The 24,491-nt window shown below is 73.6% G+C and carries 23 protein-coding genes and 1 pseudogene; 14 read left to right on the plus strand and 10 right to left on the minus strand.

Annotation, left to right across the window (positions count from 1 at the left end):
- Positions 1–9 precede the first annotated feature (9 nt).
- From ABZ899_RS23005 to ABZ899_RS23030, 6 genes are all read left to right on the plus strand, one after another.
- On the plus strand, positions 10–951 hold the full coding sequence (locus ABZ899_RS23005; RefSeq protein WP_361349173.1) for an OB-fold domain-containing protein: 942 nt from the start codon (positions 10–12) through the stop codon (positions 949–951).
- Positions 948–1,997, plus strand: coding sequence for a thiolase domain-containing protein (locus ABZ899_RS23010; RefSeq protein WP_361349176.1), 1,050 nt, complete (start codon positions 948–950; stop codon positions 1,995–1,997). Before ABZ899_RS23005 ends, ABZ899_RS23010 begins: the two co-directional genes overlap by 4 nt.
- The gene (locus ABZ899_RS23015; RefSeq protein WP_361349179.1) at positions 1,994–3,160 is read left to right on the plus strand and encodes a thiolase domain-containing protein; all 1,167 of its coding nucleotides are present in this window, start codon (positions 1,994–1,996) and stop codon (positions 3,158–3,160) included. Before ABZ899_RS23010 ends, ABZ899_RS23015 begins: the two co-directional genes overlap by 4 nt.
- Before the next feature lie 119 nt (positions 3,161–3,279).
- Positions 3,280–3,525: a DUF397 domain-containing protein gene (locus ABZ899_RS23020; RefSeq protein ID WP_361349182.1), complete on the plus strand. Its 246-nt coding sequence runs from the start codon at positions 3,280–3,282 to the stop codon at positions 3,523–3,525.
- A gap of 148 nt (positions 3,526–3,673) precedes the next feature.
- Entirely contained in the window at positions 3,674–4,579 is a 906-nt protein-coding gene (locus ABZ899_RS23025; protein ID WP_361349185.1) for a universal stress protein, read from the plus strand.
- A gap of 98 nt (positions 4,580–4,677) precedes the next feature.
- Positions 4,678–5,175, plus strand: a complete 498-nt coding sequence (locus tag ABZ899_RS23030) for a hypothetical protein (RefSeq protein ID WP_361349188.1) — start codon at positions 4,678–4,680, stop codon at positions 5,173–5,175.
- Between the two features lie 19 nt (positions 5,176–5,194).
- Here the strand turns inward: ABZ899_RS23030 and ABZ899_RS23035 are convergent, their stop codons facing one another.
- Both ABZ899_RS23035 and ABZ899_RS23040 read right to left on the minus strand, forming a co-directional pair.
- A complete protein-coding gene (locus tag ABZ899_RS23035) occupies positions 5,195–7,117 on the minus strand; it encodes an N-acetylmuramoyl-L-alanine amidase (protein WP_361349191.1) in 1,923 nt (640 codons plus the stop codon).
- A gap of 250 nt (positions 7,118–7,367) precedes the next feature.
- Positions 7,368–8,510 carry an aminoglycoside phosphotransferase family protein gene (locus ABZ899_RS23040; protein ID WP_361349193.1) on the minus strand — a complete coding sequence of 381 codons (1,143 nt, stop codon included), beginning with the start codon at positions 8,508–8,510 and terminating at the stop codon, positions 7,368–7,370.
- A 233-nt stretch (positions 8,511–8,743) separates the two neighbouring features.
- Between ABZ899_RS23040 and ABZ899_RS23045 the strand changes: the two genes are divergently transcribed.
- Positions 8,744–10,243 carry a hypothetical protein gene (locus ABZ899_RS23045; RefSeq protein WP_361349196.1) on the plus strand — a complete coding sequence of 500 codons (1,500 nt, stop codon included), beginning with the start codon at positions 8,744–8,746 and terminating at the stop codon, positions 10,241–10,243.
- Positions 10,244–10,283: 40 nt separating this feature from the next.
- Here ABZ899_RS23045 and ABZ899_RS23050 read toward each other — a convergent pair whose 3' ends face one another.
- Positions 10,284–11,675, minus strand: a complete 1,392-nt coding sequence (locus ABZ899_RS23050) for a SpoIIE family protein phosphatase (RefSeq protein WP_361349198.1) — start codon at positions 11,673–11,675, stop codon at positions 10,284–10,286.
- Between the two features lie 426 nt (positions 11,676–12,101).
- Here ABZ899_RS23050 and ABZ899_RS23055 point away from each other — a divergent pair, with 426 nt between their 5' ends.
- Positions 12,102–12,515 (plus strand): SsgA family sporulation/cell division regulator, encoded by a 414-nt coding sequence (locus ABZ899_RS23055; protein WP_361349201.1) that lies wholly within the window; start codon positions 12,102–12,104, stop codon positions 12,513–12,515.
- 132 nt (positions 12,516–12,647) lie between these two features.
- On the opposite strand, the gene ABZ899_RS23060 is transcribed toward ABZ899_RS23055, so the two are convergent.
- Positions 12,648–14,231 carry an alpha/beta hydrolase gene (locus ABZ899_RS23060; RefSeq protein WP_361349204.1) on the minus strand — a complete coding sequence of 528 codons (1,584 nt, stop codon included), beginning with the start codon at positions 14,229–14,231 and terminating at the stop codon, positions 12,648–12,650.
- Between the two features lie 269 nt (positions 14,232–14,500).
- Between ABZ899_RS23060 and ABZ899_RS23065 the strand changes: the two genes are divergently transcribed.
- A complete protein-coding gene (locus ABZ899_RS23065) occupies positions 14,501–15,187 on the plus strand; it encodes a chaplin (RefSeq protein WP_361349207.1) in 687 nt (228 codons plus the stop codon).
- A gap of 196 nt (positions 15,188–15,383) precedes the next feature.
- Here ABZ899_RS23065 and ABZ899_RS23070 read toward each other — a convergent pair whose 3' ends face one another.
- Complete coding sequence (locus ABZ899_RS23070; protein WP_361349210.1) at positions 15,384–15,938, minus strand: nucleoside deaminase; 555 nt, start codon at positions 15,936–15,938, stop codon at positions 15,384–15,386.
- Positions 15,939–16,079: 141 nt separating this feature from the next.
- On the opposite strand from ABZ899_RS23070, the gene ABZ899_RS23075 reads away from it, so the two are divergent.
- The gene (locus ABZ899_RS23075; RefSeq protein WP_361349212.1) at positions 16,080–16,859 is read left to right on the plus strand and encodes a GNAT family N-acetyltransferase; all 780 of its coding nucleotides are present in this window, start codon (positions 16,080–16,082) and stop codon (positions 16,857–16,859) included.
- A gap of 87 nt (positions 16,860–16,946) precedes the next feature.
- Here the strand turns inward: ABZ899_RS23075 and ABZ899_RS23080 are convergent, their stop codons facing one another.
- The 4 genes from ABZ899_RS23080 to ABZ899_RS23095 form a co-directional block, all read right to left on the minus strand.
- Positions 16,947–17,210, minus strand: a complete 264-nt coding sequence (locus ABZ899_RS23080; RefSeq protein WP_361349215.1) for a GlsB/YeaQ/YmgE family stress response membrane protein — start codon at positions 17,208–17,210, stop codon at positions 16,947–16,949.
- A 171-nt stretch (positions 17,211–17,381) separates the two neighbouring features.
- On the minus strand, positions 17,382–17,822 hold the full coding sequence (locus ABZ899_RS23085; protein WP_361349218.1) for an SPW repeat protein: 441 nt from the start codon (positions 17,820–17,822) through the stop codon (positions 17,382–17,384).
- Between the two features lie 127 nt (positions 17,823–17,949).
- A complete protein-coding gene (locus ABZ899_RS23090; RefSeq protein WP_361349220.1) occupies positions 17,950–19,320 on the minus strand; it encodes a deoxyribodipyrimidine photo-lyase in 1,371 nt (456 codons plus the stop codon).
- A 70-nt stretch (positions 19,321–19,390) separates the two neighbouring features.
- Complete coding sequence (locus ABZ899_RS23095; protein ID WP_361349223.1) at positions 19,391–20,917, minus strand: SDR family oxidoreductase; 1,527 nt, start codon at positions 20,915–20,917, stop codon at positions 19,391–19,393.
- Positions 20,918–21,177: 260 nt separating this feature from the next.
- On the opposite strand from ABZ899_RS23095, the gene ABZ899_RS23100 reads away from it, so the two are divergent.
- Positions 21,178–21,345: a hypothetical protein gene (locus tag ABZ899_RS23100; RefSeq protein ID WP_361349226.1), complete on the plus strand. Its 168-nt coding sequence runs from the start codon at positions 21,178–21,180 to the stop codon at positions 21,343–21,345.
- A gap of 36 nt (positions 21,346–21,381) precedes the next feature.
- On the opposite strand, the gene ABZ899_RS23105 is transcribed toward ABZ899_RS23100, so the two are convergent.
- A complete protein-coding gene (locus ABZ899_RS23105; RefSeq protein ID WP_361349228.1) occupies positions 21,382–22,422 on the minus strand; it encodes an acyl-CoA dehydrogenase family protein in 1,041 nt (346 codons plus the stop codon).
- A 99-nt stretch (positions 22,423–22,521) separates the two neighbouring features.
- Here ABZ899_RS23105 and ABZ899_RS23110 point away from each other — a divergent pair, with 99 nt between their 5' ends.
- From ABZ899_RS23110 to ABZ899_RS23120, 3 genes and pseudogenes are all read left to right on the plus strand, one after another.
- Positions 22,522–22,878, plus strand: coding sequence for a YciI family protein (locus tag ABZ899_RS23110; RefSeq protein WP_361349231.1), 357 nt, complete (start codon positions 22,522–22,524; stop codon positions 22,876–22,878).
- Positions 22,875–24,071, plus strand: a complete 1,197-nt coding sequence (locus ABZ899_RS23115) for an RNA polymerase sigma factor (protein WP_361349233.1) — start codon at positions 22,875–22,877, stop codon at positions 24,069–24,071. Before ABZ899_RS23110 ends, ABZ899_RS23115 begins: the two co-directional genes overlap by 4 nt.
- A 262-nt stretch (positions 24,072–24,333) precedes the next feature.
- Positions 24,334–24,491 (plus strand): annotated as a pseudogene (locus ABZ899_RS23120) (chitinase); the annotation flags it as partial.

Raw genomic sequence — 24,491 nt, forward strand, 5'->3', positions numbered from 1 at the left:
GGAGCCACCGTGCCGGACGTCCTGAAAGCCCCCCTGGTCGTCGAGTTCCCCTTCACCCGTTCCCTCGGCCCCGTGCAGAGAGCCTTCCTCACCGGCCTGCGCGAACGCGTCGTCCTCGGCGTGCGCACGACGGACGGCCGCACCCTCGTACCGCCCGTCGAGTACGACCCCGTCACCGCCGAGGAGATCCGCGACCTCGTCGAGGTCGCCCCCACCGGCACGGTCACCACCTGGGCGTGGAACCACGCCCCGCGCCGCGGCCAGCCCCTGCGCACCCCCTTCGCCTGGGTGCTCGTCCGCCTCGACGGCGCCGACACCGCGCTCCTGCACGCCCTCGACGCCCCCGGCCCCGACGCCGTGCGCACCGGCATGCGGGTCCGCGTCCGCTGGGCCGGGGAACGCTCCGGCGCCATCACCGACATCGCCTGCTTCGAACCGTACGACGGCGAGGCCGGCGAACCGGGCGCCCACCACGGCGACTTCGCGGACCCGGTGACCGGCATCGTCGCCCCCGCCCGCCTCGACTACACCTACACGCCCGGCCGCGCCCAGACCGCCCACCTCGACGCCCTCGCCGAGCGGCGCACCGTCGGCGAACGCTGCCCTTCCTGCCGCAAGGTGTACGTCCCGCCCAGAGGCGCCTGCCCCACCTGCGGCGTCGCCACGTCCGAACAGGTCGAGGTCGGCCCCCGCGGCACCGTCACCACGTTCTGCGTCGTCAACATCAAGGCGCGCAACCTCGACATCGAGGTGCCGTACGTCTACGCGCACATCGCCCTGGACGGCGCCGATCTCGCGCTGCACGGCCGGATCGGCGGCATCCCCTACGACCAGGTGCGCATGGGGCTGCGCGTCGAACCCGTGTGGCCCGAGGGTGCGCGCCACCCCGACCACTACCGGCCCACGGGCGAGCCCGACGCGGACTACGACACCTACCGGGAGCTGCTGTGAACCGCGAGATCGCCGTCGTCGCCTTCGCCCAGACCGACCACCGGCGCACCAGCGAGGAGCTCTCCGAGGTCGAGATGCTGATGCCCGTCCTGCACGAGGTGCTCGCGCGGACCGGACTGCGCAGCGCCGACCTCAACTTCGTCTGCTCCGGCTCCAGCGACTACCTGGCCGGCCGCGCCTTCTCCTTCACCCTCGCCCTCGACGGCGTCGGCGCCTGGCCCCCGATCTCCGAGTCGCACGTCGAGATGGACGGCGCCTGGGCCCTGTACGAAGCCTGGACCAAGCTGCTCACGGGCGACGCCGACACCGCCCTCGTCTACGCCTACGGCACGTCCTCCGCGGGCTCCCTCCGCGACGTTCTTACCCGCCAGCTCGACCCCTACTACGTGGCCCCGCTCTGGCCGGACTCCGTCGCCCTGGCCGCCCTCCAGGCGCAGGCGCTGATCGACGCGGGCGAGGCGGACGAACCCGCTCTCGTCGCCGTCGCCGCCCGCGACCGGGAGAACGCCGCAGGCAACCCGCACGCCCAACTGCGCGGCCCCGTCCCGCACGGCGAGCACGTCGTACGGCCCCTGCGCAGGGGCGACTGCCCGCCCGTCGGCGACGGCGCCGCCGCCGTGATCCTCGCGGCGGGGGAGCGGGCCCGCGCCCTGACCGCACGCCCCGCCTGGATCCGCGGCATCGACCACCGCGTCGAGGCCCACGGCCTCGGCGTGCGGGACCTGACCGACTCGCCCTCCACCCGGCTCGCCGCCGAACGCGCGGGAGCCTTCGAACGGCCCGTCGACACGGCCGAACTGCACGCGCCGTTCACCTCGCAGGAGATCGTCCTGCGCAAGGCGCTGCGGCTCGGCGACGGCGTCCGCGTCAACCCCTCCGGGGGCGCCCTCGCCGCCAACCCCGTCATGGCCGCTGGGCTCATCCGCATCGGCGAGGCCGCCGCCCGCATCCACCGCGGCGCGTCCGACCGCGCGCTCGCGCACGCCACGTCCGGCCCGTGCCTGCAGCAGAACCTGGTCGCCGTACTCGAAGGGGATCCGCGATGAGCAAGGAACCCGTGGCCGTGGTCGGTGTCGGACAGACCAAGCACGTGGCCGCCCGCCGGGACGTCTCGATCGCCGGCCTCGTCCGGGAGGCCGCCCGGCGCGCCCTCGACGACGCCGAGTTGACCTGGGCCGACGTCGACGCCGTGGTCATCGGCAAGGCCCCCGACTTCTTCGAGGGCGTGATGATGCCCGAGCTGTACCTCGCCGACGCGCTCGGCGCGGTCGGCAAGCCCCTGCTCCGGGTGCACACCGCCGGGTCCGTCGGCGGGTCCACGGCCCTCGTCGCCGCCACCCAGGTGGCCGCCCGCGTCCACCGCACCGTGCTCACCCTCGCCTTCGAGAAGCAGTCCGAGTCCAACGCCATGTGGGGACTGTCCCTGCCGATCCCCTTCCAGCAGCCCCTGCTGGCCGGCGCCGGCGGCTTCTTCGCGCCCCATGTGCGGGCGTACATGCGGCGCAGCGGCGCACCCGACGTGATCGGCTCGCTCGTCGCCTACAAGGACCGGCGCAACGCGCTGAGGAACCCCTACGCCCACCTCCACGAGCACGACATCACCCTGGAGAAGGTCCGGGCGTCGCCGATGCTGTGGGACCCGATCCGCTACTCGGAGACCTGCCCCTCCTCCGACGGCGCCTGCGCGATGGTCCTCACCGACCGGGCCGGCGCGGCCCGCTCGCCCCGGCCGGCCGCCTGGCTGCACGGCGGCGCGATGCGCAGCGAGCCCACCCTGTTCGCCGGGAAGGACTTCGTCTCGCCCCGGGCCGGCCGCGACTGCGCGGCCGACGTGTACCGGCAGGCCGGTGTCACCGACCCCCGCCGCGACATCGACGCCGTCGAGATGTACGTGCCGTTCTCCTGGTACGAGCCGATGTGGCTGGAGAACCTCGGCTTCGCCGCCGAGGGCGAGGGCTGGAAGCTCACCGAGGCCGGGGTCACCGAACTCGACGGCGATCTGCCCGTCAACATGTCGGGCGGTGTCCTGTCCACCAATCCGATCGGCGCGTCCGGCATGATCCGCTTCGCCGAGGCGGCCCTCCAGGTCCGCGGCCAGGCCGGGGAACACCAGGTGGACGGCGCCCGCCGGGTGGTCGGGCACGCCTACGGCGGAGGCTCGCAGTTCTTCGCGATGTGGCTCGTGGGCTCCACCCCGCCGCACGCGTGAGCGGCACCCCCGCGCGCCGACGGCAACCGCTGGCACAAAGGTCCCCCTCACGTGCCCTGTTGGCGTCAGGAGCCGGTCGCTAGGCTGGCCGCGGACGACGAACCGGGAGGAGCACGGACGTGGCCGAGAGCACCATCCAGCAGCAGTCGCCGCTCGCGGGCTGGGACAAGCCGGAGCTGGACCTCAGCAAGGCCGACTGGCACTCCAGCAGCCGTGGCCTCGGCGATGTCCAGATCGCCTTCGTCGAGGGCTTCATCGCGATGCGCAACGGCGACCGGCCGGAGAGCCCCTCCCTGATCTTCACCCCGGCCGAATGGGGCGCGTTCGTGTCGGGCGCCAGGGAAGGCGAGTTCGACCTGACCTGAGCGGGGGCGGTCCGGCGGCCCTGCGGAGCCGTTCCGGGGGTGTCGCACCCCGTTTTCCCGGACACGCGACCTGGGCGACGCGCCCCGGCCGATGCCTGCGCCAGGCTGGACCCGGGGCGTGAAGGTCGTACCCCGGAGGTGAGGACCCATGAACACCCTGCCGGTCATCGCGGCGGTCGACGGTTCGGACGACAGCCTGGTCGCCCTGGACTGGGCGCTGGAGGCCGCGCTCACGCGCGAGGCGCTGCTGAGCGTGGTCCACGTCCAGCAGTACCCCGCCTGGGCCAGGCCCGACGCCCTGCCCGTCGGCCGTCCCGAACCGGAGGACGACGCGGTCCTGGACCTGGTGCGCCGCTACCTGGAGGCCCGGGAGGAGAGGCCGCAGATCGCGTTCCACGCCCTCGAGGGCGCCGTCGGGACGCTGTCCGCGCTCGGCTCGGCCGCCCAGCTCCTGGTGCTCGGCTCCCGGGGCCGCGGCGGGTTCGCCAGCCTCCTGCTCGGCTCCACCGGCCTGGCCGCCGCCCGCGACGCCGAGTGCCCGGTCGTCATCGTGCCCAAGCCGGGACGCCGGGTCCACGAGGGCGGTGTGCCCGTCGAGCCGGGGCCGCGCGTCGTCGTCGGCCTCCAGGTCGACAGTCCCGACGAGGCCACGCTGTCCTTCGCCTTCGCCGAGGCAGCCCGGCGCGGCGCCCGGCTCCAGGCCGTCGCCGCCTACACCTGGCCGCTGCACCTGTGGACGACGGCCACCGCGCAGATCCTGCCCCCGGACGAGGACCAGGAGGCCGTCGAGGCGGAGACCCGCAGCCTCGCCGAGGGCTTCCTCGCCCTGCACCGGGCCCGCCACCCGGAGGTGCGCGCCGAGGCGGTCGCGGCCCCCGGCGACGCGGCCGGTCTGCTCGTCGCCGCCAGCCGGGACGCGACCCTCGTCGTCGTCGGCCGGCACCGCCGCCGGCTGCTGGCCCCGGCCCGCATGATGGGCTCGGTCACCCAGGCCGTCATGCTGCACGCCGCCAGCCCGGTGGCGGTGGTGCCGCCCGCCCCCGCGGAGGAGTGAGCCACCCCGTCCCCGGACGGGTCGCGGACCGGGGGAGCGGTGTCCCGCACGCCCTGCCCGCACGACGTGGAACAGGCCCGGCCACGTACCATGGCGGCATGTCGTTCCTCCGCCGCCGCAGCGCCACGCCCGCCGGGCCCGACTTCGACGTACTGGCCATGGACCCGGGCGACTGGCCCGGGAACCTCGGCGCCGGGCTGCTGCCCGCCCCCGACGGCAGCTGCCAGGGCGTCTTCCTGCGGTACGACCTCTTCGGCGGCCGCGGCCCCGCCATGATCATCGGCAATCTGCCGGAGGGCTCCCCGGCCCGTGAGACCGATGAGGACGAGATCCCGTTCGAGGTGGCGCAGCTCCTGCTGGCCCTGGAGAACGAGGAGGAGGTCACCGTCGTCGGCAGCGAGGACGTGCCCGTCATGCAGGGCGACAACCTGCTGATCGTGCGCCGGCTCAAGCTCTCCGAGAGCCGTATCTCCTGCGTGCAGTTCGACCGCAGCGACAACGTCCTGGTGACCATCGCCGCCTGGGACCGCCCCATCACCGACGACCTGTACGCGCTGCTGAAGCCGCTGCCCGCCGAGCTCTTCCAGCAGGGCTGAGCCCGGCGGGGGCGGCCCGTCAGCTGTCCGACCGCACCACCTTCACGTCGGCCGCCCGGACGAACGCCACCCGGTGCCCGTACTGGATCTCGTAGTACAGGTCCCTGCCCCGCACCACCCGGTGCGAGCCCTCGTCGAAGGTCACCGCGTAGTAGTACTCGCCCGGCACCTCGCCGCCCACCACGTACCGCTGGCCGGCCGGCAGGGTGTACGGCAGCGGCGACACCGCCTGCGCGGGCACGTCCGCCGGGTACGCGGACGCCTCGGGGTAGGCGCGGCCGTACACCGGCACGCTCTGCGCACCGTCCTTCGGAGTGACCACGTCACCGACCGCGTGCACGGCCGCCGGGGCCTTCGCCGGGTTCCTGAACCACGCCTTCTGCCCCAGGTACCAGATCGCCGTCCAGTCGCCGTCCCGGCCGGCCACCGCGAACTGCTGCCCGGTCGACACCCGCGAGGACAGGTCGTTGACGCCCTTGGTCGGAGTGGTCCCCAGACCGATGTCCTTGATGAGCGGGTACGACTCGCCGGGCCCGGAGTACAGCCGCACCGCGCTGGAACCGTGATCGGCGCAGCGCTCGCCCGCCGCCGCGCAGCCCGTGAACTCGGGCCGGTTCGTGGCGTAGTCGGGGCGGATCGTCACCAGCCCGCCCTTCGCGCCGGCGGTCGGCGCCAGGGGCCGGCCGAGCAGCTCGAAGTAGTGGCGCCAGTCCCAGTACGGGCCGGGGTCGGTGTGCATCCCGCCGATCGTCGACGTCGTCGGCCCCGGCACGGTGTCGTGCCCGAGGATGTGCTGCCGGTCCAGCGGGATGCCGTACCGCTTGGCGAGATAGGCCACCAGCCGGGCCGAGGAGCGGTACATCGCCTCCGTGTACCAGGAGTCCGGGCGGGTCAGGAAGCCCTCGTGCTCCAGGCCGATGGACTTGGCGTTGACGTACCAGTTCCCCGCGTGCCAGGCCACGTCCTCGGCCTTCACATGCTGGGCGATGTGCCCGTCGGTGGACCGCAGGGTGTACTGCCAGGAGACGTAGGTCGGGTCCTGCACCATGTCCAGGACGCCCTCCCAGGCGCCCTCGGTGTCATGGACGACGATGTACTCGATCTTCTGGTCCGCCGGGCGGTTCCCCAGGTCGTGGTTGCCGTAGTCACCGTCCCCGAACTGCTCGTACGGTGCCGGGATCCACTCGCAGGACACCGTGGCCGGGCACTCCGTGTCCGCGGCCCGGGCCCTGCGCAGCCCGGCGTGCCGCAGCTGGGAGGGGTCGGGAGCGAGGCCGGGTCGCGCGGCCAGCGACACCCGCTGCCCGTCGTCGGTGCGCCGCTCCTGACCGGTGCGCAGCACCTCGAAGACGTCGTTCGCGTACGTCGTGGCCGTCGCCGTGTCGTCGGCGCCGGAGAACCGGGCCACCGCCCCATACCAGTCGGCCGGGTCGGAGCTCAGCGGCTCGCCCAGCTCCCGCTGCGCGGCCGCGAGCAGCGCGGCGCCGCCCGCCACATTGGCGGCCGGGTCGCGGCGCAGCCGCTCGGGGCTCAGCCCGGTCAGCTCCGCCGCCCTCGGCAGCGTCCTGAGGCGGGCCGGGATCTCGGAGGTCTTCAGAGCCTTCGCCACGGGCGGTGGCGCGGGGCGGGCGCTGTCGCCGCGCGGGTCCTCGGTGCCCTCGCTGTGGTGCGCCTGCGTGCCGGCCAGCGCCGCGCGGGCGTCGGTCAGGTGCATCGGGCCGTAGCCACCGGACACGCTGGGCGCGCCGCTGTGCGCGTCCCAGCGGGACTGGAGGTAGGAGACGCCGAGCAGGACGCTCGACGGCACGTGGTACTCGGCGGCGGCCGCGGTGAACGCCGACTGGAGCCGGTCGCCGGAGTCGGCCCGGACCCCGGACGGGGCGGCGCCGAGCAGGGGCACCAACAGGGCCGCGGCGGCGACGGCGGTGACGGATCCTCGCAATGCAGCCTCCTGGGACGGTCGTGCGCGGTGAGCCGTGCGGGCCGGGCGTGGTCAGTGGTACCCGCTGTCCGACGATCCGTCAATCATGCCAAGGGCTGGGCGAACACCCATGTCAACCGCGCGTTCCCGGGAGTTTCGCGGGGGAGGTGGCCGGGCCTGCGCGGCGTCAGTGGCCTACCCCAATGACCGGACGTACGAAAGCCCGCGGAACGCCTCTGTCTCCAGGGCGCGCCGCGGGCCGTCGTCTCCGTCAGCGAGTGCCGACCGCCGCACGCACGGCCCGGCGGGCCAGTTGGCAGTCGTCGTGCAGCCGCCGTAGCAGCAGCCGCTGTTCCTCGCCGGACGGCGCGGCACCTTGGTGGGCCGTTCCCGGTGCCGTCGGGGCCGGGTCGTGCATCGAGCGCTGCACAGCCATCTCGTAGGTGCGGATCTCACGGGTCAGGACGAGCATCAGGTTCACCAGGAAGGCGTCCCGGGAGGCCGGGCCCGCCGACTGGGCGATCTGGCTGATCTGCCGCCGGGCCACCGGCGCGTCCCCGAGCACCGACCACAGCGTCGCCAGGTCGTAGCCCGGCAGGTACCAGCCCGCGTGCTCCCAGTCCACCAGCACTGGACCGGCCGGTGAGAGCAGGATGTTCGAGAGCAGTGCGTCGCCGTGGCAGAACTGGCCCATGCCGTGCCGGCCCGCGGAGGCCGCGATGCCGTGCAGGAGCTTCTGCAGGTCCCCCATGTCCCGGTCGGTGAGCAGGCCCAGGTCGTGGTACCGGGAGATGCGGGTCGCGTAGTCGAGCGGCGCGTCGAACGTTCCCGCGGGCGGCCGCCACGCGTTGAGCCGGCAGATCGCGCCGAGCGCCGCTCTGATGTCGGCCCGCGGCGGCGCCTCCACCGGGTGTCGCTGGAGTGCCGCCACCCGGCCCGGCATCCGCTCGATCACCAGGGTGCCGTTGTCCGGATCCGCCGCGATCAGTCTCGGCACCCGCACCGGGGGCCGGTGCCGGACGAACGAGCGGTAGGCCGCTATTTCGTGCCGGATCCGCTCCGCCCACGCGGGGGACTGGTCGAGTAAGCACTTGGCGACCGCCGTGCTGCGACCGGTCGTGCCGACCAGGAGCACGGACCGTCCGCTGCGGCGCAGCACCTGCACCGGCGCGAACTCCGGACAGATCCGGTGCACCGACGCGATCGCCGCGCGCAGCTGGGCGCCCTGGGGACCGGACAAGTCGAGTCTCCCGCTGAGCGGTTGGGTGCCGAGCCCCGCGGGGCGGCGCGGCCGGCCGGCGCCCAGCACGGGGGCGGGCGCCGGACGCGCGGGGTCGAGGTAGGGACCGCCGCCAGCCGGGCGGGCACGCAGCGGCCGGGGCGGAGCGGACACGGAGGACGATGCTGCGTACATGGGAGAGACAGATCCCTTCGTGTGCCTGCGACGTCAGTGCGCCACCCGACCCGGCGGCCCGGATACACCCTGGGGAATGTCCCCCGGCGACCGGGTCGGGGTGGCGCGTTCCTACCTGACACCCGGCGGCCACTGGCACACCATCTGGCGCACCCTGGCGAACCCTGGCGAATAGTCCCGGGGCACCTCCCACCGGGCTACTGTCAACTCAGCCGAGAACCTGGGGGCTTGACGTGAGCGGAGAACCCAACACCCGTCTGTCGGATCTGTTCGGCCTGGCCGGCTGGTCCAAGGGCGAACTCGCGAGGCTGGTCAACCGGCAGGCGGCGGCCATGGGCCACCCCCAGCTGGCGACCGACACCTCACGGGTGCGGCGGTGGATCGACATGGGAGAGATCCCGCGCGATCCGGTGCCGCGGGTGCTGGCGGCCCTGTTCACCGAGCGTCTCGGCCGTGTCGTGACCATCGAGGACCTCGGTCTGGTCCGGCACGGGCGTGCGGGGAGACGGCAGCAGGACGCCGGGAGCGTGGAGCATCCCGACGGTATGCCGTGGGCGCCCGAGCGAACCGCCGCGGTCCTCACCGAATTCACGGGAATGGACCTCATGCTCAACCGACGCGGCTTGGTGGGCGCGGGTGCCGCGCTCGCCGCGGGATCCGCACTCAGCAGCGCCATGCACGACTGGCTGCGCACCGACCCGGCCCTCAGGGCCGACGCCCCCCAGTTCGACGACCCCTTGCACGCCGACCCCGCCGGGTTCGACCGCTACGAGGCCGCCCCCATCGGAGCTCAGGAGATCGAGGAGCTGGAACGCTCGGTCGAGGTGTTCCGGGCCTGGGACGCCGCCCGTGGCGGGGGACTCCAGCGCAAGGCTGTGGTGGGCCAGTTGAACGAGGTGGGCGGCATGCTCGCCTACCGTCACCCCGACCATCTCCAGCGGCGCCTGTGGGGCGTCGCCGCCAACCTCGCCGTGCTCGCGGGCTGGATGTCCCACGACGTCGGCCTGGAGCCCACGGCCCAGAAGTACTTCGTCATCGCCGCCCACGCGGCCCGCGAGGGCGGCGACCGGCCCCGTGCCGGGGAGGCCCTCTCCCGGGCCGCGCGCCAGATGGTGCACCTCGGCCGGCCCGACGACGCGCTCGACCTCATGAAGCTCGCCCAGTCCGGCTCGGGCGACGAGGTCCTGCCGCGCACCAGGGCCATGTTCCACACCATCGAGGCCTGGGCCCAGGCGTCCATGGGCAAGGGCCAGGCCATGCGCCGCACCCTGGGACAGGCCGAGGACCTCTTCGTCTCCGACAAGAGCGACGTACCGCCGCCGAGCTGGATGCAGACCTTCAAGGACGAGGATCTGTACGGCATGCAGGCCCTGGCCTACCGCACCCTGGCCGAGTTCGAGCCGGGCGCGGCCGTCCACGCCCAGCACTTCGCGGAGAAGGCCCTGGCCCTGCGCGTCGACGGCCGGGAGCGGTCGAAGATCTTCGACCATCTGTCCATGGCGTCCGCCTGCTTCATCGCGGACGACCCCGAACAGGCCGACCGCTACGCCCGGTTGGCGCTCATGGCGATGGGCTCCAACTCCTCCGGCCGGACCTGGGACCGGCTTCGGCAGATGTACCGGCTCACCGCCGAGTACTCCAGCTACCCGAAGATCCATGAGCTGCGGGAGGAGATCCGGGTGGCGCTGCCCAAGGCGAGGAAGCCGCAGGGCGGCACCAGCGCCCAGGCATAGCGGGGGCCTGCGCCCGGTCCGCGATCCGTCTCCGTGACGGCTAGCCCGTCACCCTGGCCACGAGCACACAGGCGTCGCCCTTGTGCTCCCCTTCACCGAATTCACCGAACTCCTCGGCGACCAGCCGTACGCAGTCCTGTGCGGTGCCCGCCTCGACGAAGCGGGGGGCGAGGTCGAGGAGCCGGCGCGAGGAGTCCATGTCCCCGTGCCCGGACAGCAGTCCGTCGGAGTGCAGCAGGATCAGGTCGCCCGCCTGGAGGGTCTCCTCGACGTCGCCGTAGCCGGCGCCCGGGATCGCCCCCAGCAGGGGGCCGCAGGGGGAGTCCAGCCTGCGCCCTGTCCCGCCGCGGAACAGCAGCGGGGCGGGGTGTCCGGCCCTCGCCCAGGTGAGCGTGCGGGTGTCGGGCCGGTAGCGGCAGCACACGGCGCTGCCGAGGGCCGGCTGGGCGGTGGCGTCGAGCAGGTGGCCCAGCCAGGACAGCAGTTGTCCAGGCTGGGTCCCGGCCATCGCCATGCCGCGTACGGCGCCCAGCAGGGCCGCCGTGCCGGAGGTCGCGGCAACATCGTGACCGGTGAGGTCGCCGACGCTCAACACCGCCGCCCCGTCCGGCAGTTCGAGGGAGTCGTACCAGTCGATCCCGATCGGTGTGCTCGCCGGTGACGACAGCCGGAGCGCCGCGATGTCCAGCGTGCCGGGGTCCTGCCGGCCCGGGCGCAGGGAGGCCCGCCACGGCGGCAGCACCGCCTCGCGTACCTCGGCCGTGAGCCGGTGCTCTCCCGGCGGGGGACGCCGCGTCCCGGGGAGCGCGTCACGGATCTCGCCGACCGTGTGCCGGCGGCGGCGGACCTCGCTGACGTCCCGCAGCACGGCCCACATGGAGGCCGCGGCGCCGTCGGCGTCGAGCACGGGCTCGCCCATCATGTGCACGGTCCGCGCCTGCCCGTCGGGCCGGACGATCCGGAACTCCCCGTCGATCGGCTGGGCGTCGATGAGGCAGGCGGTGACCATCGTGGTGAGCCGGCGCCGGTCCTCGTCGTGCACCAGGGACGGCAGTTCGTCGAGCGTCAGCGGTGGCGCGGCCGGGTCCCGGCCGAGGATCTGGTACAGCTCGCCGGACCAGCTCGCCTCGTCCGTCAGCAGATTCCACTCGGCGCTGCCGACCCGACTGAGCACCGCGTCGGACCGGGGCGCCGGGGCGGGGCCGTCCCGCAGCTGGGCCAGATGCGCGTCCAGGTCGTCGAGTTGGTGCAGGGCGAGGTCGCACAGGGCGCGCTGCCAGCGCTCGCGGGGGCCGGAGGCGTCGCTCGGCGTGTCCCGCCGCACGGCGTCCACTTCGCCCTTGAGCCGTCGCGTCTGGGAGATCAGCGCGTCGACCGGACCGGGTCCGGGTGGCTGTGCGGCGGGGTGGTCCGCGGAGACATGGGGCGGCATGACGCTCTCCGATGAGGGGACGGTACGACCAGGAACGACGGAGGGACCGTTACGACTGTCGCACAGCCCGCGACGCCCCGTAAGGGATTTGGCAACACCCGATCCGGTGGTGCGTCTGGCATATGCCAGAGTCTTCGGGAACAGGTCATGGGGTACGCATGGTGTACGTGCCCACGCCGGCAAGGCGTACGCGCCGTACGCGATGTGCGGGTTCGTCGGAGTGGTCGCGCGGTGTTCATGCGCATGTTCGACGGCCAGGTGTTCCAGCAGCGCGGGGTGGTGGCCGTATGCCGGAGGGCTGCGCGACGGCCGAAGTGACGCAGCTCACAAAAAGAATCCGTGCGTAGGTGTCATGCGAAAGGTGATTGCGGGGTCCTAGAAGCAAGCCGCAAAAATCACCGCCGCCGACACACGGGGAGAGTGTCCATGGAGATCGCCCTGGAGCAGCCCGCCCACGCCCGCCTGATCACCGGCGAGGAGCGCGAACTCCCCGTCCCCGCCACGCTGCGGTACCGGTCCACGGACCCGCTGGCGGTGCACCTCGACTTCCCGGGCGAGGTCTCCCTCGACGGCCGGGGCGCCGTCTGGACGTTCGCCCGCGGACTGCTGGACGCCGGCCTGCGCGGGCCGGCCGGGGACGGTGACGTGCGGGTGTGGCCCTCCGGCCCCGAACGCACGGTCGTCGAACTGCACTCCCCGCACGGCATGGCGCTGCTCCAGTTCGACACGCCCGCCCTCGAACGTTTCCTGCTGCGGACGTGCGCCGTGGTCGCGCCGGGCGAGGAGGACCTGGACGAGGCCGTGGAACGGGGCCTGAGCGCGCTCTTCGACGGCGTGTGACCGCAGGGCGGCACGACGAGGGGGCCGACCGCCGCCGTACCTTCTCGTCGCCCCGCGTCAGTAGCGCAGGACGCCCGCGAGGGCTGATGCGCCCTTCGGGCATTCGGGGGCATCCTTCATCCGGTCGGGGGACTACTGCCGGTCCTCGTCAGGCGCGCACGAACTGCCGTCGGGCGGCAGCGTGCCGTACAGCAGGAACGCGTCGACCTTGCCGTGCACGCACTTGGAGGAGGCGTAACCGGTGTGCCCGCTGCCCTTGTTGTCCAGCACCACGGCGGAGGAGCCGAGCCGCCGCGCCGTCTCCGTGGTCCAGCGGTACGGCGTCGCGGGGTCGCCGCGGGTGCCGACCAGCAGCATCTTCGGTGTGTCCAGGTCCTTGACGTCCTCGCGGACGAAGTCCGTGCCGGCGGGGCGGCCGTAGCACATCAGCACCTCGGTCAGCCGGTGCCGGCCGAAGACCGGTGAGGCCTCCTCGTACCGGGCGCGCAGCCGGTCCAGACCGTCGATGATCTGCCGGTCGGTGGGGCGGTCGGGGTCGTCGGCGCAGTTGATCGCCATCATGGCGGCGGCGGGGTTGTCCAGCGGGACGTCCTCCGCGTCGACCAGGCCGCCGTCGCGGTCGCCGGCCTTCGGCCGCCGCGCGGGGAAGCCCCCGCCGCCGGTGAACGCCTCGACGGCGTGGGTGCTGCCGTCCTCGACCAGCGTGGCCAGGGCGCGCTCCAGGGAGGGCCACAGCTCCTTGCTGTACAGGGCGCCGCTGATCGCGGCGACCAGGTCCTGCCCGGTGAACGGCTCATCGAAGGCCGAGAGCACCGGGTCCTTGTCCAGCGAGTCGATGAGCATGACGACGTACCTGCGGGCCTGGCGCGCGTCCTGCCCGAGCGGGCATGCGACATCCTCGGCGCACCAGTCGGTGAACTCGTCGAGCGCCTTCTGCTGCCCCTCGGCGCCCGCCACTCCCTGCTCGGTCAGCGGCTCCGTGAGGGTGTCCACGCCGTCGAGCACCAGCCGGCCGACCTTGTCCGGGAACTGGGCGGCGTACACCGCGCCGAGCCGGGTCCCGTAGGAGAAGCCGAGGTAGTTGAGCTTCTTGTCGCCGAGCGCCGCGCGCATCACGTCCAGGTCGCGCGAGGCGTCGACGGTGCCTATGTGCGGCAGGACCGGGCCCGAGTGCCGGGCGCAGGCGGCGGCCGCCTTGCGAAGCCCGTGGAGGACGGCCCCCGGATCGCGCCGGACCTCCGCCGGGTCGTCCGGGAGGTCGATCTGCTCCTTGCCGTCCCCGCAGCTGACCGGTGAGGAGCGGCCGACCCCGCGTGGATCGAACGTCACGATGTCGTAGTCGTCCGTGAGGCTCATGAACTCTTTGCCCGCGCGCGCGAACTCGGGCACACCCGCGCCGCCCGGCCCGCCGAAGTTGACCAGCACCGAGCCCTTGCGCTCGCCCGTCGCCCGATAACGGGCGAGCGCCAGTTCGAGTGTCCCGGCGCGGGGGCGTCCGTAGTCGAGCGGCACGGTGACCTTGCCGCACTGCATGTCCTTGGGCATGCCCTCGCCCGGGCACTTGCCCCAGGCCACCTTCTGGTCGTAGAAGCGGGACATGCCGGGGTCGGACGGTCTGCCCGCCGGCAGGCCGGTGCCGATCACGGCCAGCCCGACCGCGCAGGTGACGGCGGCGCTGCGCCACAGCGTGGGGCGCATCGACAGCTTTGCCGACATCGAAGCCTCCAGGGACGCCCGTCGCGGGCCGGGAAGCGGCGTCCTCGGCTCACGATAAGCGGCACCCGGAAGGGGCGCCTCCGCACGAACGGCGGACAGGGACCGCGGCCGACCGGGCGACATATGCAGTGATCGGACTTTTTACCCCTAGTTCGACAACCCGGCACTCGATGGGGTGAACGGCTGATAAGCCATAACCCGGATGGATCGCTCGCGTTTTATCCGATGCGGGCGAGTGCTCGTGACCATGTCTGGAAGGCAGGGACCCTATGAGACGGGTTACCCGAAACGGTGTGATCGCCATCGCTGCCGCCTCGGGCGCGATGGCCGTGACGTTCCCGGCTTACGCCGACTCCGCGGCGGACGGTGCCGCGGCCGACTCGCCCGGGGTGCTCTCCGGGAACACCGTCCAGGTGCCGGTGCACGTGCCGGTGAACGTGTGCGGGAACACCGTGAACGTGGTGGGACTGCTGAACCCCACCGTGGGCAACACCTGCGTCAACGAGGACGCGGGTGCGAAGAGCAAGAAGAACAAGAAGGAGGACACCAAGTCCGCCGCCTCCTCCGTGAGCGGGGCGAAGGCGGAGGGCGTGGCCGCGGAGTCCGGTGGTATCGGGTCCGGCAACGTCATCGAACTGCCGGTGCACGCGCCGGTCAACGTCACGGGCAACAGCGTGAACGTGATCGGTGTCGGCAACGCCGCGATCGAGAACGAGTCGGCGAACGTCTCCGGCGAGGAGACGCCCACCACCACGCTTCCGGCCCCCGAGCCGTCGGTGAAGCCGAGGGCGCCCGAGCCGCGGTCGATGCCGCCCGCGCACGTTCCGCACGAGGGCGGAGCCGTCCTCGCCCACACGGGCGCGGACGCGACCGCCCCGCTCGCCGCGGGCGCCGCGGCGCTCGTCCTGGGCGGTGCCGTCCTCTACCGGCGGGCCCGTACCCAGGCGGTGCGCTGACCTCGTCGTCAGGCATCGCGTGAAGGCCCCACCCGCTGGACACGAGAGGTGGGGCCTTCGGTGCGTCACCGCATACGAACATGTGTACGCCTGGCGTGCCGCCGCCGCGTGCTCTCGGGTGAGGGGCGCGAAGACCGCCGTGACGACGTCCGGGCCCGTGTGCGGCGCCGTGAGCCGAACACGGAAGTCCGCCCGGTCACGGGGGACCGGCGGGGCGGCCACCGTCGGATGGATCCGCTCCTGCCACAGGAACCGCGTGATCTGCTCCGCCGGGGCGTCCGTGGAACCGCAGGTGGAGGGCGCGGATGTCCTCCGTCAGGCCGGGGACCGGCCCCTCGACGGTCACCCCCGGTGCCACCTCCCGCACGGGGAGCGGCCGCACCGGCGCCGGGGGCACCCCCAACTCGGCCAGCCAGCCGGTCAGTTGCTCCGACGAGGCGACGTACACGATCCGTCCCAGGCCCACCCAGGCGTGCGCGGCGGCGCACATCGGGCAGTGCTCGCCGGAGGTGTACACGGTGGCCGCCGCCCGTTCCTCCGGGGACAGGTGGGCGGCGGACCAGCGCGCCAGCTCGAACTCCGGGTGGCGGGTGCGGTCCCCGGATGCCACCCGGTTGTGGTCCTCGGCCAGTACGGTGCCGTCCGCTCCCACCAGGACCGAGCCGAAGGGCTCGTCCCCCGCGTCCAGCGCCTCGGCGGCCAGCTCGACACAGCGGCGCAGATACGGCAGTTCGGTGTCCTCGACGACCATGGTGCGGTCCTCCTCCAGGCACGGTTGCGTCCGGTCCCCCCATGGTCGCCGACGGACCGCACCGGTGGCGCGGCGAGGGCGTGGGCCCGGTCACGCGGTAAAGCGCTTGCTCCCGCTCCGGGTTGGTGCTGAGGTGACCGCATGGATCCCGCCGCCGTACTCGCCCTCTTCGACCGCGATCTGCGCGAGGGCGCGCGACCGGACGGCCCGGACGCCCTGGTGGAGCGGGTCGGCCCGGTCGTCCGCCAGGTGTCGTCCGGACAGGGCTGGAACGGCGTCGTGTGGTCGGCGCTGGACGCGACGACGGCCGACACGGCGATCGCCGCACAGATCGCCCACTTCGACGGGCTCGGGCTCGAGTTCGAGTGGAAGCTGTACGGCCATGACCGCCCCGTCGACCTGGGCCGGCGGCTCCGGGACGCCGGCTTCACGGCGCAGCCGGAGGAGACGGTGATGATCGCGGAGGCCGCCGCGCTGGACCTGGACGCCGAACCGCCGGCCGGTGTCCGCCTCGTCCCCGTGACCGACGCGGCCGGCGTCGATCTCGTCGCCGAGGTGCACAGCAGGGCGTTCGGCGGCGACGGCGCCCGCATCCGGCACCGACTGCTCGCACATCTCGAGACCGGCGCGGACACGGTGCTGGCCGTGGTGGCCCTGGCGGACGACGGGGTGCCGGTGAGCGCCGCACGGATGGAGCTCGTGCCCGGGACGCGGTTCGCCGGGCTCTGGGGCGGCGGGACCGTCGAGGGCTGGCGGGGCCGCGGGATCTACCGCGCCCTCGTCGCGCACCGCGCCCGCGCCGCGGTGGACCGGGGCTACCGGTACCTCCAGGTCGACGCCATGACCACCAGCCGGCCCATCCTGGAGCGGCTCGGCTTCGAGCCGCTGACCACGACGACGCCGTACGTGCACACGCCCTGAAGGAGGGGTCCGCGCACGCGAAGGCCCGCGACCGGCGGGCCGGTCGCGGGCCTGTGCCCCGTGCGCGGCGGGTTCCCGCGCGGGGTGTCAGCGATGGGCCTTCGCACGGTCCAGCGCGGCGACGCCCAGCGCGGCGAGACCGATCTGGATCAGCCACTCGACCCAGTCGACGCCGTCCGTGTCACCCACGTCCAGACCGGCGGCGATCGCCGAACCGATCAGTGCGGCCACGATGCCGACGAGGATCGTCCAGAGCACGCCGATGCGCTGCCGGCCCGGCACGACGAGCCGTCCGAGCACACCGATGACGATGCCGATCACGATGGCACTGATGATCCCCGAGATCTCCATGTCGCTCCTCTTCTCCGGTCCCCGCATCACCGCGGACTGTGCCCGCGTCACAGCGTGTTCCCCGAGGAGCGACGGACAGTCCGCATCCCGCCGAACGGCCTCGCGCCGGTGGGCACGAGGGGGCCGGTCCGTCGGGCGGACCGGCCCACACGATGTCCCGTCCGTCGTGCGCTACGGCCTGGTGGTGCTCCTCGCCGCCGTGCCGGCGCACAGCAGGCCGAGGACCGCGGCCAGCACACCGATGACGATGTTGTTCACGACCACGCCGGCGTCCGGGCTGTCCCCGACGATCCACGGCGCGATGATCATCCAGACGCCCATCGCGCAGAAGGCCCAGCTCAGACCGTACATACGCTCGGGCGCGCGGGTGAATCCGAGGGCCAGCAGGCCGATGGCGACACCCATGACCAGGTTGTGGGTCACCAGCGCGGGCTGGCTCGTCGTGTAGTGGAGTATCCAGGGGGACACGGCGCAGTAGAGACCGAGCAGGAACACCGGTCCGTCCAGGAGCGTCACGTCGCGGCCCCCGAGCACGCGGTCGTACCGCTCCCGCATCTCGGATACGTCCGGATGGCTGGCTATGTCACCTCTGGTGTGCGAGACGTCGGCCATGACTCGTCTCCTTCGACTTGCAGGTCCGACCGCTCCATGAGCGGGGTGCGATGAAGCCACCTTCAGCCATTCTGCGCTTATTTGTTCCTTATGTGTAGAGGCGGGTGAAGTTCCGGGACCGGGTCGCTCACCGTCCGCGGGCCTGCCGGAAGCGCTCCAGGCCCTCGGTGAGCCCGACGACCGGGGCCGGGTAGGCGAGCGCGGCACGGTCGTCGTCGCCGAGCAGCCACGGCTCGTGCACCCTGGTCCCCTCGACCTCCGCCAGCTCGGGCACCCAGCGGCGGACGTAGCGGCCCTCGGGGTCGTACCGCTTCGCCTGCAGGACGGGGTTCAGCACCCGGTGGGGCCGGGTGTCGGTGCCCGTCCCGGCCACCCACTGCCAGTTCAGCTGGTTGTTGGCCAGGTCACCGTCGACCAGCAGGTCAAGGAAGTGCCGGGCGCCGACCCGCCAGTCCACGTACAGGGTCTTGGTCAGGAAGCTGGCCGTCAGCAGCCGCCCCCGGTTGTGCATCCAGCCCTCGTGGCGGAGCTGGCGCATCGCCGCGTCCACGATCGGATAGCCGGTACGGCCCTCCCGCCAGGCGGCGATGTCCCGCGCCGCCTCCCGCTCCGGCCGCCAGTGGTCGCCCCGGGTGCGGTAGTCGGCCGTGGCGGCGTCCGGCCGTGCCGCGAGGACCTGCCGGTGGAAGTCACGCCAGGCGAGCTGCCGTACGAACGCGTCCGCGCCGGCGCCGCCCGCCCCGCGGGCGCGGTGGACCAGCTCCACGGGGGAGAGGGTGCCGAAGTGCAGATGCGGGGAGAGCCGGGAGGTCGCGTCACCGGCGAGGTCGTCGTGCCGGTCCTCGTAGGCCGCGAGTCCGGCGCCCAGCCAGGCCGTGAGCCGGCGGCGGCCCTCCTTCTCGCCGCCCGCCGCGAGCCCTTCGGACAGCCCGGACAGGCCGCTGCGCCCGGGCAGCGCCTCGGACCCCACGCCGTCCGGCACCCGCACCGCCCGCGGCGCACCGAGCGGGTCCCGCAGCCGGTGGTCCGACCAGCGCCGGAAGTAGGGCGTGAAGACGGCGAAGTGGTCGGAGGAGGCCGGGGTCACCGCGCCGGGGGCGACGGCCGTCGTCACCGTGTCGTGCACGTGCAGCCGCACCCCCTGCGCCTCCAGGGCCCGGCGCAGCCGTTCCTCGCGGCGCCGGGCGTGGACGCTGACGTCGGACGCCATGTGCACCTCGTCGGCGTCCGCCTCCGCCACCACCCGGCACACCTGCTCGACGAGGTCGCCCCGGCGCACCACCAGCCGGCCGCCCCGCTCGCGCAGCCCGGCGTCCAGATCACGCAGGCAGTCCGCGAGGAACGCCAGCCGGTTGGGCACCGCGAACCCGGCGGCGTCGACGGCGGGGTCCCGCACGAACAGCGGGACGGTCCCCGCGGTGCCGTCGAGGGCCGCGCGCAGCGGCGGATGGTCGTGCAGGCGCAGATCGCTGGTGAACAGGACGACCGAGATGCTCATGGTGCGTACTCCGGGGACGGGCGTGGTCGTACGGGGGGCGGGGACGGGCGGCGGGGAGCGCGGGGGCGAGTCAGGGACGGGCGGCGCGTTCCGCCGCGGGCTCCGGGGAACCGGCCGCCGCCCGCGCGATGTTGCGGGCCATGCCGCCGAACACGATCGAGTGGAAGGGCGAGACGCCCCACCAGTACGCGTGACCGAGCAGCCCGCGCGGGTGGAACAGGGCGCGCTGGCGGTAGCGGGTGCGGCCGTCCGGACCGGTGAGCGCGCGCATCTCCAGCCAGGCCAGGCCCGGCACCCGCATCTCGGCGCGCAGCCGCAGCAGCCGGCCCGGCTCGATCTCCTCGACCCGCCAGAAGTCCAGCGAGTCGCCGACCCTCAGCCGCGACGCGTCCCGCCGCCCCCGGCGCAGGCCCACCCCGCCCACCAGCCGGTCCAGCCACCCGCGCACCGCCCAGGCGAGCGGGAACGAGTACCAGCCGTTCTCCCCGCCGATGCCCTCGATGACCCGCCACAGCGCGTCGGGGGAGGCGTCCACGACGAGTTCGCGGTGATCGCTGTAGAGGCTGCCGCCCGCCCAGTCGGGGTCGGTGGGCAGCGGGTCGCTGGGCGCGCCGGGCACCGACGCCGACGACCACCGGGTCGTCACCCTCGCGTCGCGTACCCGCCGCAGCGCCAGCCGCACCGCCTCGTCGAAGCCGATCGGGTGACCGGGCGGATCGGGCACGTACCGGGCGATGTCGTGTTCGCGGCACACCACCTCGTGGCGCAGCGACTCGGTCAGCGGCCGGGCGATGGAGGACGGCACCGGTGTCACCAGGCCCACCCAGTGGCTGGACAGCGTCGGGGTGAGGACCGGCACCGGCAGGATGACCCGGCGGGGCAGTCCGGCCATCTGCGCGTACCGGACCATCATGTCCCGGTACGTCAGCACGTCCGGACCCCCGAGGTCGAAGGTCCGGTCGACCTCCGGGGGCATCAGGGCGCTGCCGACGAGGGCGCGCAGGACGTCCCGGACGGCCACGGGCTGGATGCGGGTGCGCACCCAGCTCGGCGTGACCATCACGGGCAGCCGCTCGGTGAGGTAGCGCAGCATCTCGAAGGAGGCGGAGCCGGAGCCGATGATGACGGCCGCCCGCAGCACGGTGGCCGGCACCGGGGAGTCGAGCAGGATGCGCCCGACCTCCGCCCGCGAGCGCAGATGCGGGGAGAGCGCGTGCTCGGGCACGCCGGCCGGGGTGAGGCCGCCCAGGTACACGATGCGCCGGACGCCGGCGGCGCGGGCCTGCTCGGCGAAGGTCCGCGCCGCCCTGCGGTCGGTCTCCTCGAAGTCCTTGCCGGTGCCGAGCGAGTGCACCAGGTAGTAGGCGACGTCGACGCCCTCCATGGCGCGGGCCACGGACGCGGCGTCCGTGACGTCGCCGCGCACCACCTCCGCGTCCTGGGCCCACGGATGGTCGCGCAGCCGTTCCGGTGAGCGGGCCACACAGCGCACCTGGTGTCCGGCGGCGAGCAGTTCCGGCACCAGGCGCCCGCCGATGTATCCCGTGGCGCCCGTCACCAGGCACCGCATTCCCTCACGCACCGCGTCGCGTTCCATGCCGTCGGTCGTCCTCACCTGTCGGGGCCTTCGTGAGGACTTCCCCGCCGGGGGCCGTCCGGGATGCGGGCGGGGCACGACGTACCCCCGTGCGTGCCCGGTTCGCCCGTTCGGGGAGTTCTGGACGGCGCCCGCGCGGAATCGGGCGAAGTCGTGTACATGCTCGGGGCGGCCGGGGGCAGACGGTGTGTACCGGGCAGGAGAGGACGATCCGGCCCGCGTACGACGATGTGGGAAACGGTGTGGAGGTGGCTGCCGCCATGAGTGCGAAGGTGTTGGAGCGGTTTCCGGCGGGAGCTCCGCGCGGATCGTGGCCGGCGGAGGAGTACGCGGCCGAGCGCCGCGCCGAGGGCGAACCCGCGACGGTCGTGATGGACCTGAAGTCGGACGCGTTCCTCGTCGTGGTCCCCGCGGCCGACGACGACTGAGTCCTCGCGGTCCCCGCACGGGACGGCGGGGACCGCTCAGGGCGCCTTCGCGGTCAGCACGTCGAGATGGGCGCCGCGCGACTCCGCCGTCTGGCCCTGCACCAGCAGGAACAGGCCCTCCCGGGCGAGGCGTTGGGCCGGACTGGTCAGCGCGAGGGAGCGTCCGCCGCCGGCGACCACCGCCGCGGTCGTGGCGGTGCGCATCAGCTCGGCCGCGCCGATCCGCAGCGTCAGGCGCTCCGCCAGGGTCGCGTCGGTGCCGGGCGCGTCGGCCAGCTCGTAGGCCCGGGCGCGGATCGTCCCCAGCCGCGTGCGCAGCGGCCCGGCGACCTCGTCGTCCAGGAGCGCGAGCGCCGTCTCCGTGATCCCGAACACCGCCGGGGAGGCGCTGACCGCCTTCGCCCGGTCCTTCACCGCCCACTCCTCGTGCGGCACGCGCAACGCGACCGACTCGGGCGGGAGCCACAACCCGTCCAGCTCCAGTGAGACCGTGCTCGACGCGGTGAGGGCCGCGAGCCGCATCGGCGCCGACGGCCGAAGCCCCGGCTGCTCCCTCGCCTCCGTGAAGGCGAACACCGCCTCGCCGTCCTCCGCGATCCCGGCGAGCAGCATCACGTCGTTGAGCCCCCAGCCGGTGTACCAGGGCACCCTCCCGTCGAACCGCAGCCCGCCGCGCTCCCCGGTGACCCGCACCGGCGTCCGCGGGTACGCCCGCAGATGCGCGTACGCGACCCCCGACAGCAGCTCCCCTCGGGCCAGCGGGCCCAGCAGGCGCTCGCGCACCGGCCCGTCGCTCGCGGCCAGCGTCGCCACCGGCGTGTGGTGCTGGGTCTGCACGAACCACGTGGAGCAGCAGGCTCCCGCGAGGATCTCCGCGGTGCGCCGGGCCACCGCCGCGGGCGCCGCCCACCCGCCGTACTCCCGCGGGGCGCTCACCCCGAGCAGTCCCGAACGCCGGATCGCCTCGATGTGGGACGCGGGCACGCCCTCCTGGTCGACCCGTTCGGCCTGCGGGGCGAGCAGATCGGTGGCGAGCTCCCGGGCGCGGCGGACGAGGGGATGGTCCAGGTCGGTCATGACGAGAATTGTCACCGCCGGATCCCGCGGGGTGTCGATCCGGGGGCGTGCCGTTCGTGTAGAGGGTGAGAATCCGCTACCACGCCCCAGGAGGCCGCCGTGAAGTACTACCTGCTCAATGTGATGCAACCGGTCGGGGAGCCGCCCGCCCCGGACGTCCTGGCCGAGATCGGGAAGAACCTCGACGCCCTCAACGACGACCTGCGCGAGGCGGGGGCCTGGGTGTTCGCCGGGGGACTGCACGGCCCGGAGTCCTCCACGGTGCTGCGACCCCGCGACGGCGACGTCCTCGTCACCGACGGCCCGTACGCCGAGGGCAAGGAGATGCTCGGCGGCATCAGCCTCATCAAGGCGCCCGACCTGGACGCCGCCCTCGAATGGGGCCGCAGGCTCGCCCTGGCCACCACCCTGCCCATCGAGGTCCGGCCGTTCGTGGGCGAAGCCGGGGACCGATGACCGGACCGGACGCCGAGACCGTCTTCCGCGCGGAGTACGGCCGCGCGGTCGCCGTCCTCGTCCGCCTCCTCGGCGACATCGACCTCGCCGAGGAGGCCGTCCAGGACGCCTTCACCACCGCCCTGGAGCGGTGGCCGCGCACCGGTGTGCCGCCGAGCCCGGCGGGCTGGATCATCACCACCGCCCGCAACCGCGCGATCGACCGGCTGCGCCGCGAGGCGACCCGGGGCGGGCGGCACGCGCAGGCGGCCCTGCTGCACGCCCCCGACGCACCGCCCGAGGAGGGCCCCGTGCGCGACGAACGGCTCCGCCTGATCTTCACCTGCTGCCATCCCGCCCTCGGCGTACCGGCCCGCGTCGCCCTCACCCTGCGGCTGCTCGGCGGGCTCACCACCGCCCAGATCGCCCGCGCCTTCCTGGTGCCCGAGCCGACGATGGCCCAGCGGCTGGTGCGGGCCAAGGCGAAGATCCGCGACGCCCGCATCCCCTACCGGGTGCCGCGCGACGCCGACCTGTCCGACCGTCTCGCCGCCGTGCTCGCGGTCGTCTACCTGATCTTCAACCAGGGCTTCGAGGGGGAGTCGGGGCTGTGCGAGGAGGCCGTGCGGCTCGGCCGGCTGCTGGCGGAACTCATGCCGGACGAGCCCGAGGTGACCGGACTGCTGGCCCTGATGCTCCTCGTCGAGTCCCGCCGGGCCGCCCGTCGGGACGAGCACGGCACGCTCGTGCCGCTCCCCGCACAGGACCGCCGCCTCTGGGACCGCACCCTGGTCGCCGAGGGCCAGACGCTGGTGCGACGGTGTCTGCGGCGCGGCCGGCCCGGCCCCTACCAGATCCAGGCCGCCATCCAGGCCGTGCACAGTGACGCACCGAGCCCCGCGCACACGGACTGGGGGCAGATCCTGCGGCTCTACGACCAGCTCATGGCCGTCGCGCCGGGCCCCGTCGTGGCCCTCAACCGCGCCGTCGCGGTCGCCGAGACCGACGGGCCCGCGCCGGCCCTCGCCCTGGTGGACTCCCTGGACCTCGACGGCTACCGCGTCCTGCACGCCGTCCGCGCCGATCTCCTGCGCCGCCTGGGCCGGACCGATGAGGCCGTACGCGCCTACGAGCGAGCCGTCGAGCTGTCCGAGAGTCCGGCCGAGCGCGCCTACCTCACCCGCAGGCGCCGGGAGATCAGCCCGGCACCCTGACCTCGGTGTCGCCGCACGAACCCGACTTCTCCTGTCCGGGGCCGAGTTGACTGGTCTACACCCTTGACTGGTACAGACCAAAGCGGTTGAGTGTGTCCCCACACCCCCCACCACGGCCGCCCCCACGCCGTGGCCGACCTTGTCGGCGCGTGCGCACAGGGCCCCTGCTTTGTCATGCCCTTGTCCGGGTGCGGCCGTGCTCCGCAAAGGAGTTGATCACGTGCTGAAGCGCCGTCTGGCCGCACTCGTCTCCTCGCTCGCCCTGGGCAGCACCGCCCTGCTGCTCCAGCCGGCACCGAGTGCCTCCGCCGCCGGATTCGTCGTCAGCGAGGCCCAGTTCAACCAGATGTTCCCGGGCCGGAACTCGTTCTACACCTACAGCGGCCTGGTCGCGGCGCTCAGCGCCTACCCCGGCTTCGC

This window comes from Streptomyces sp. NPDC046859 (assembly GCF_040645135.1).
GTDB lineage: Bacteria > Actinomycetota > Actinomycetes > Streptomycetales > Streptomycetaceae > Streptomyces.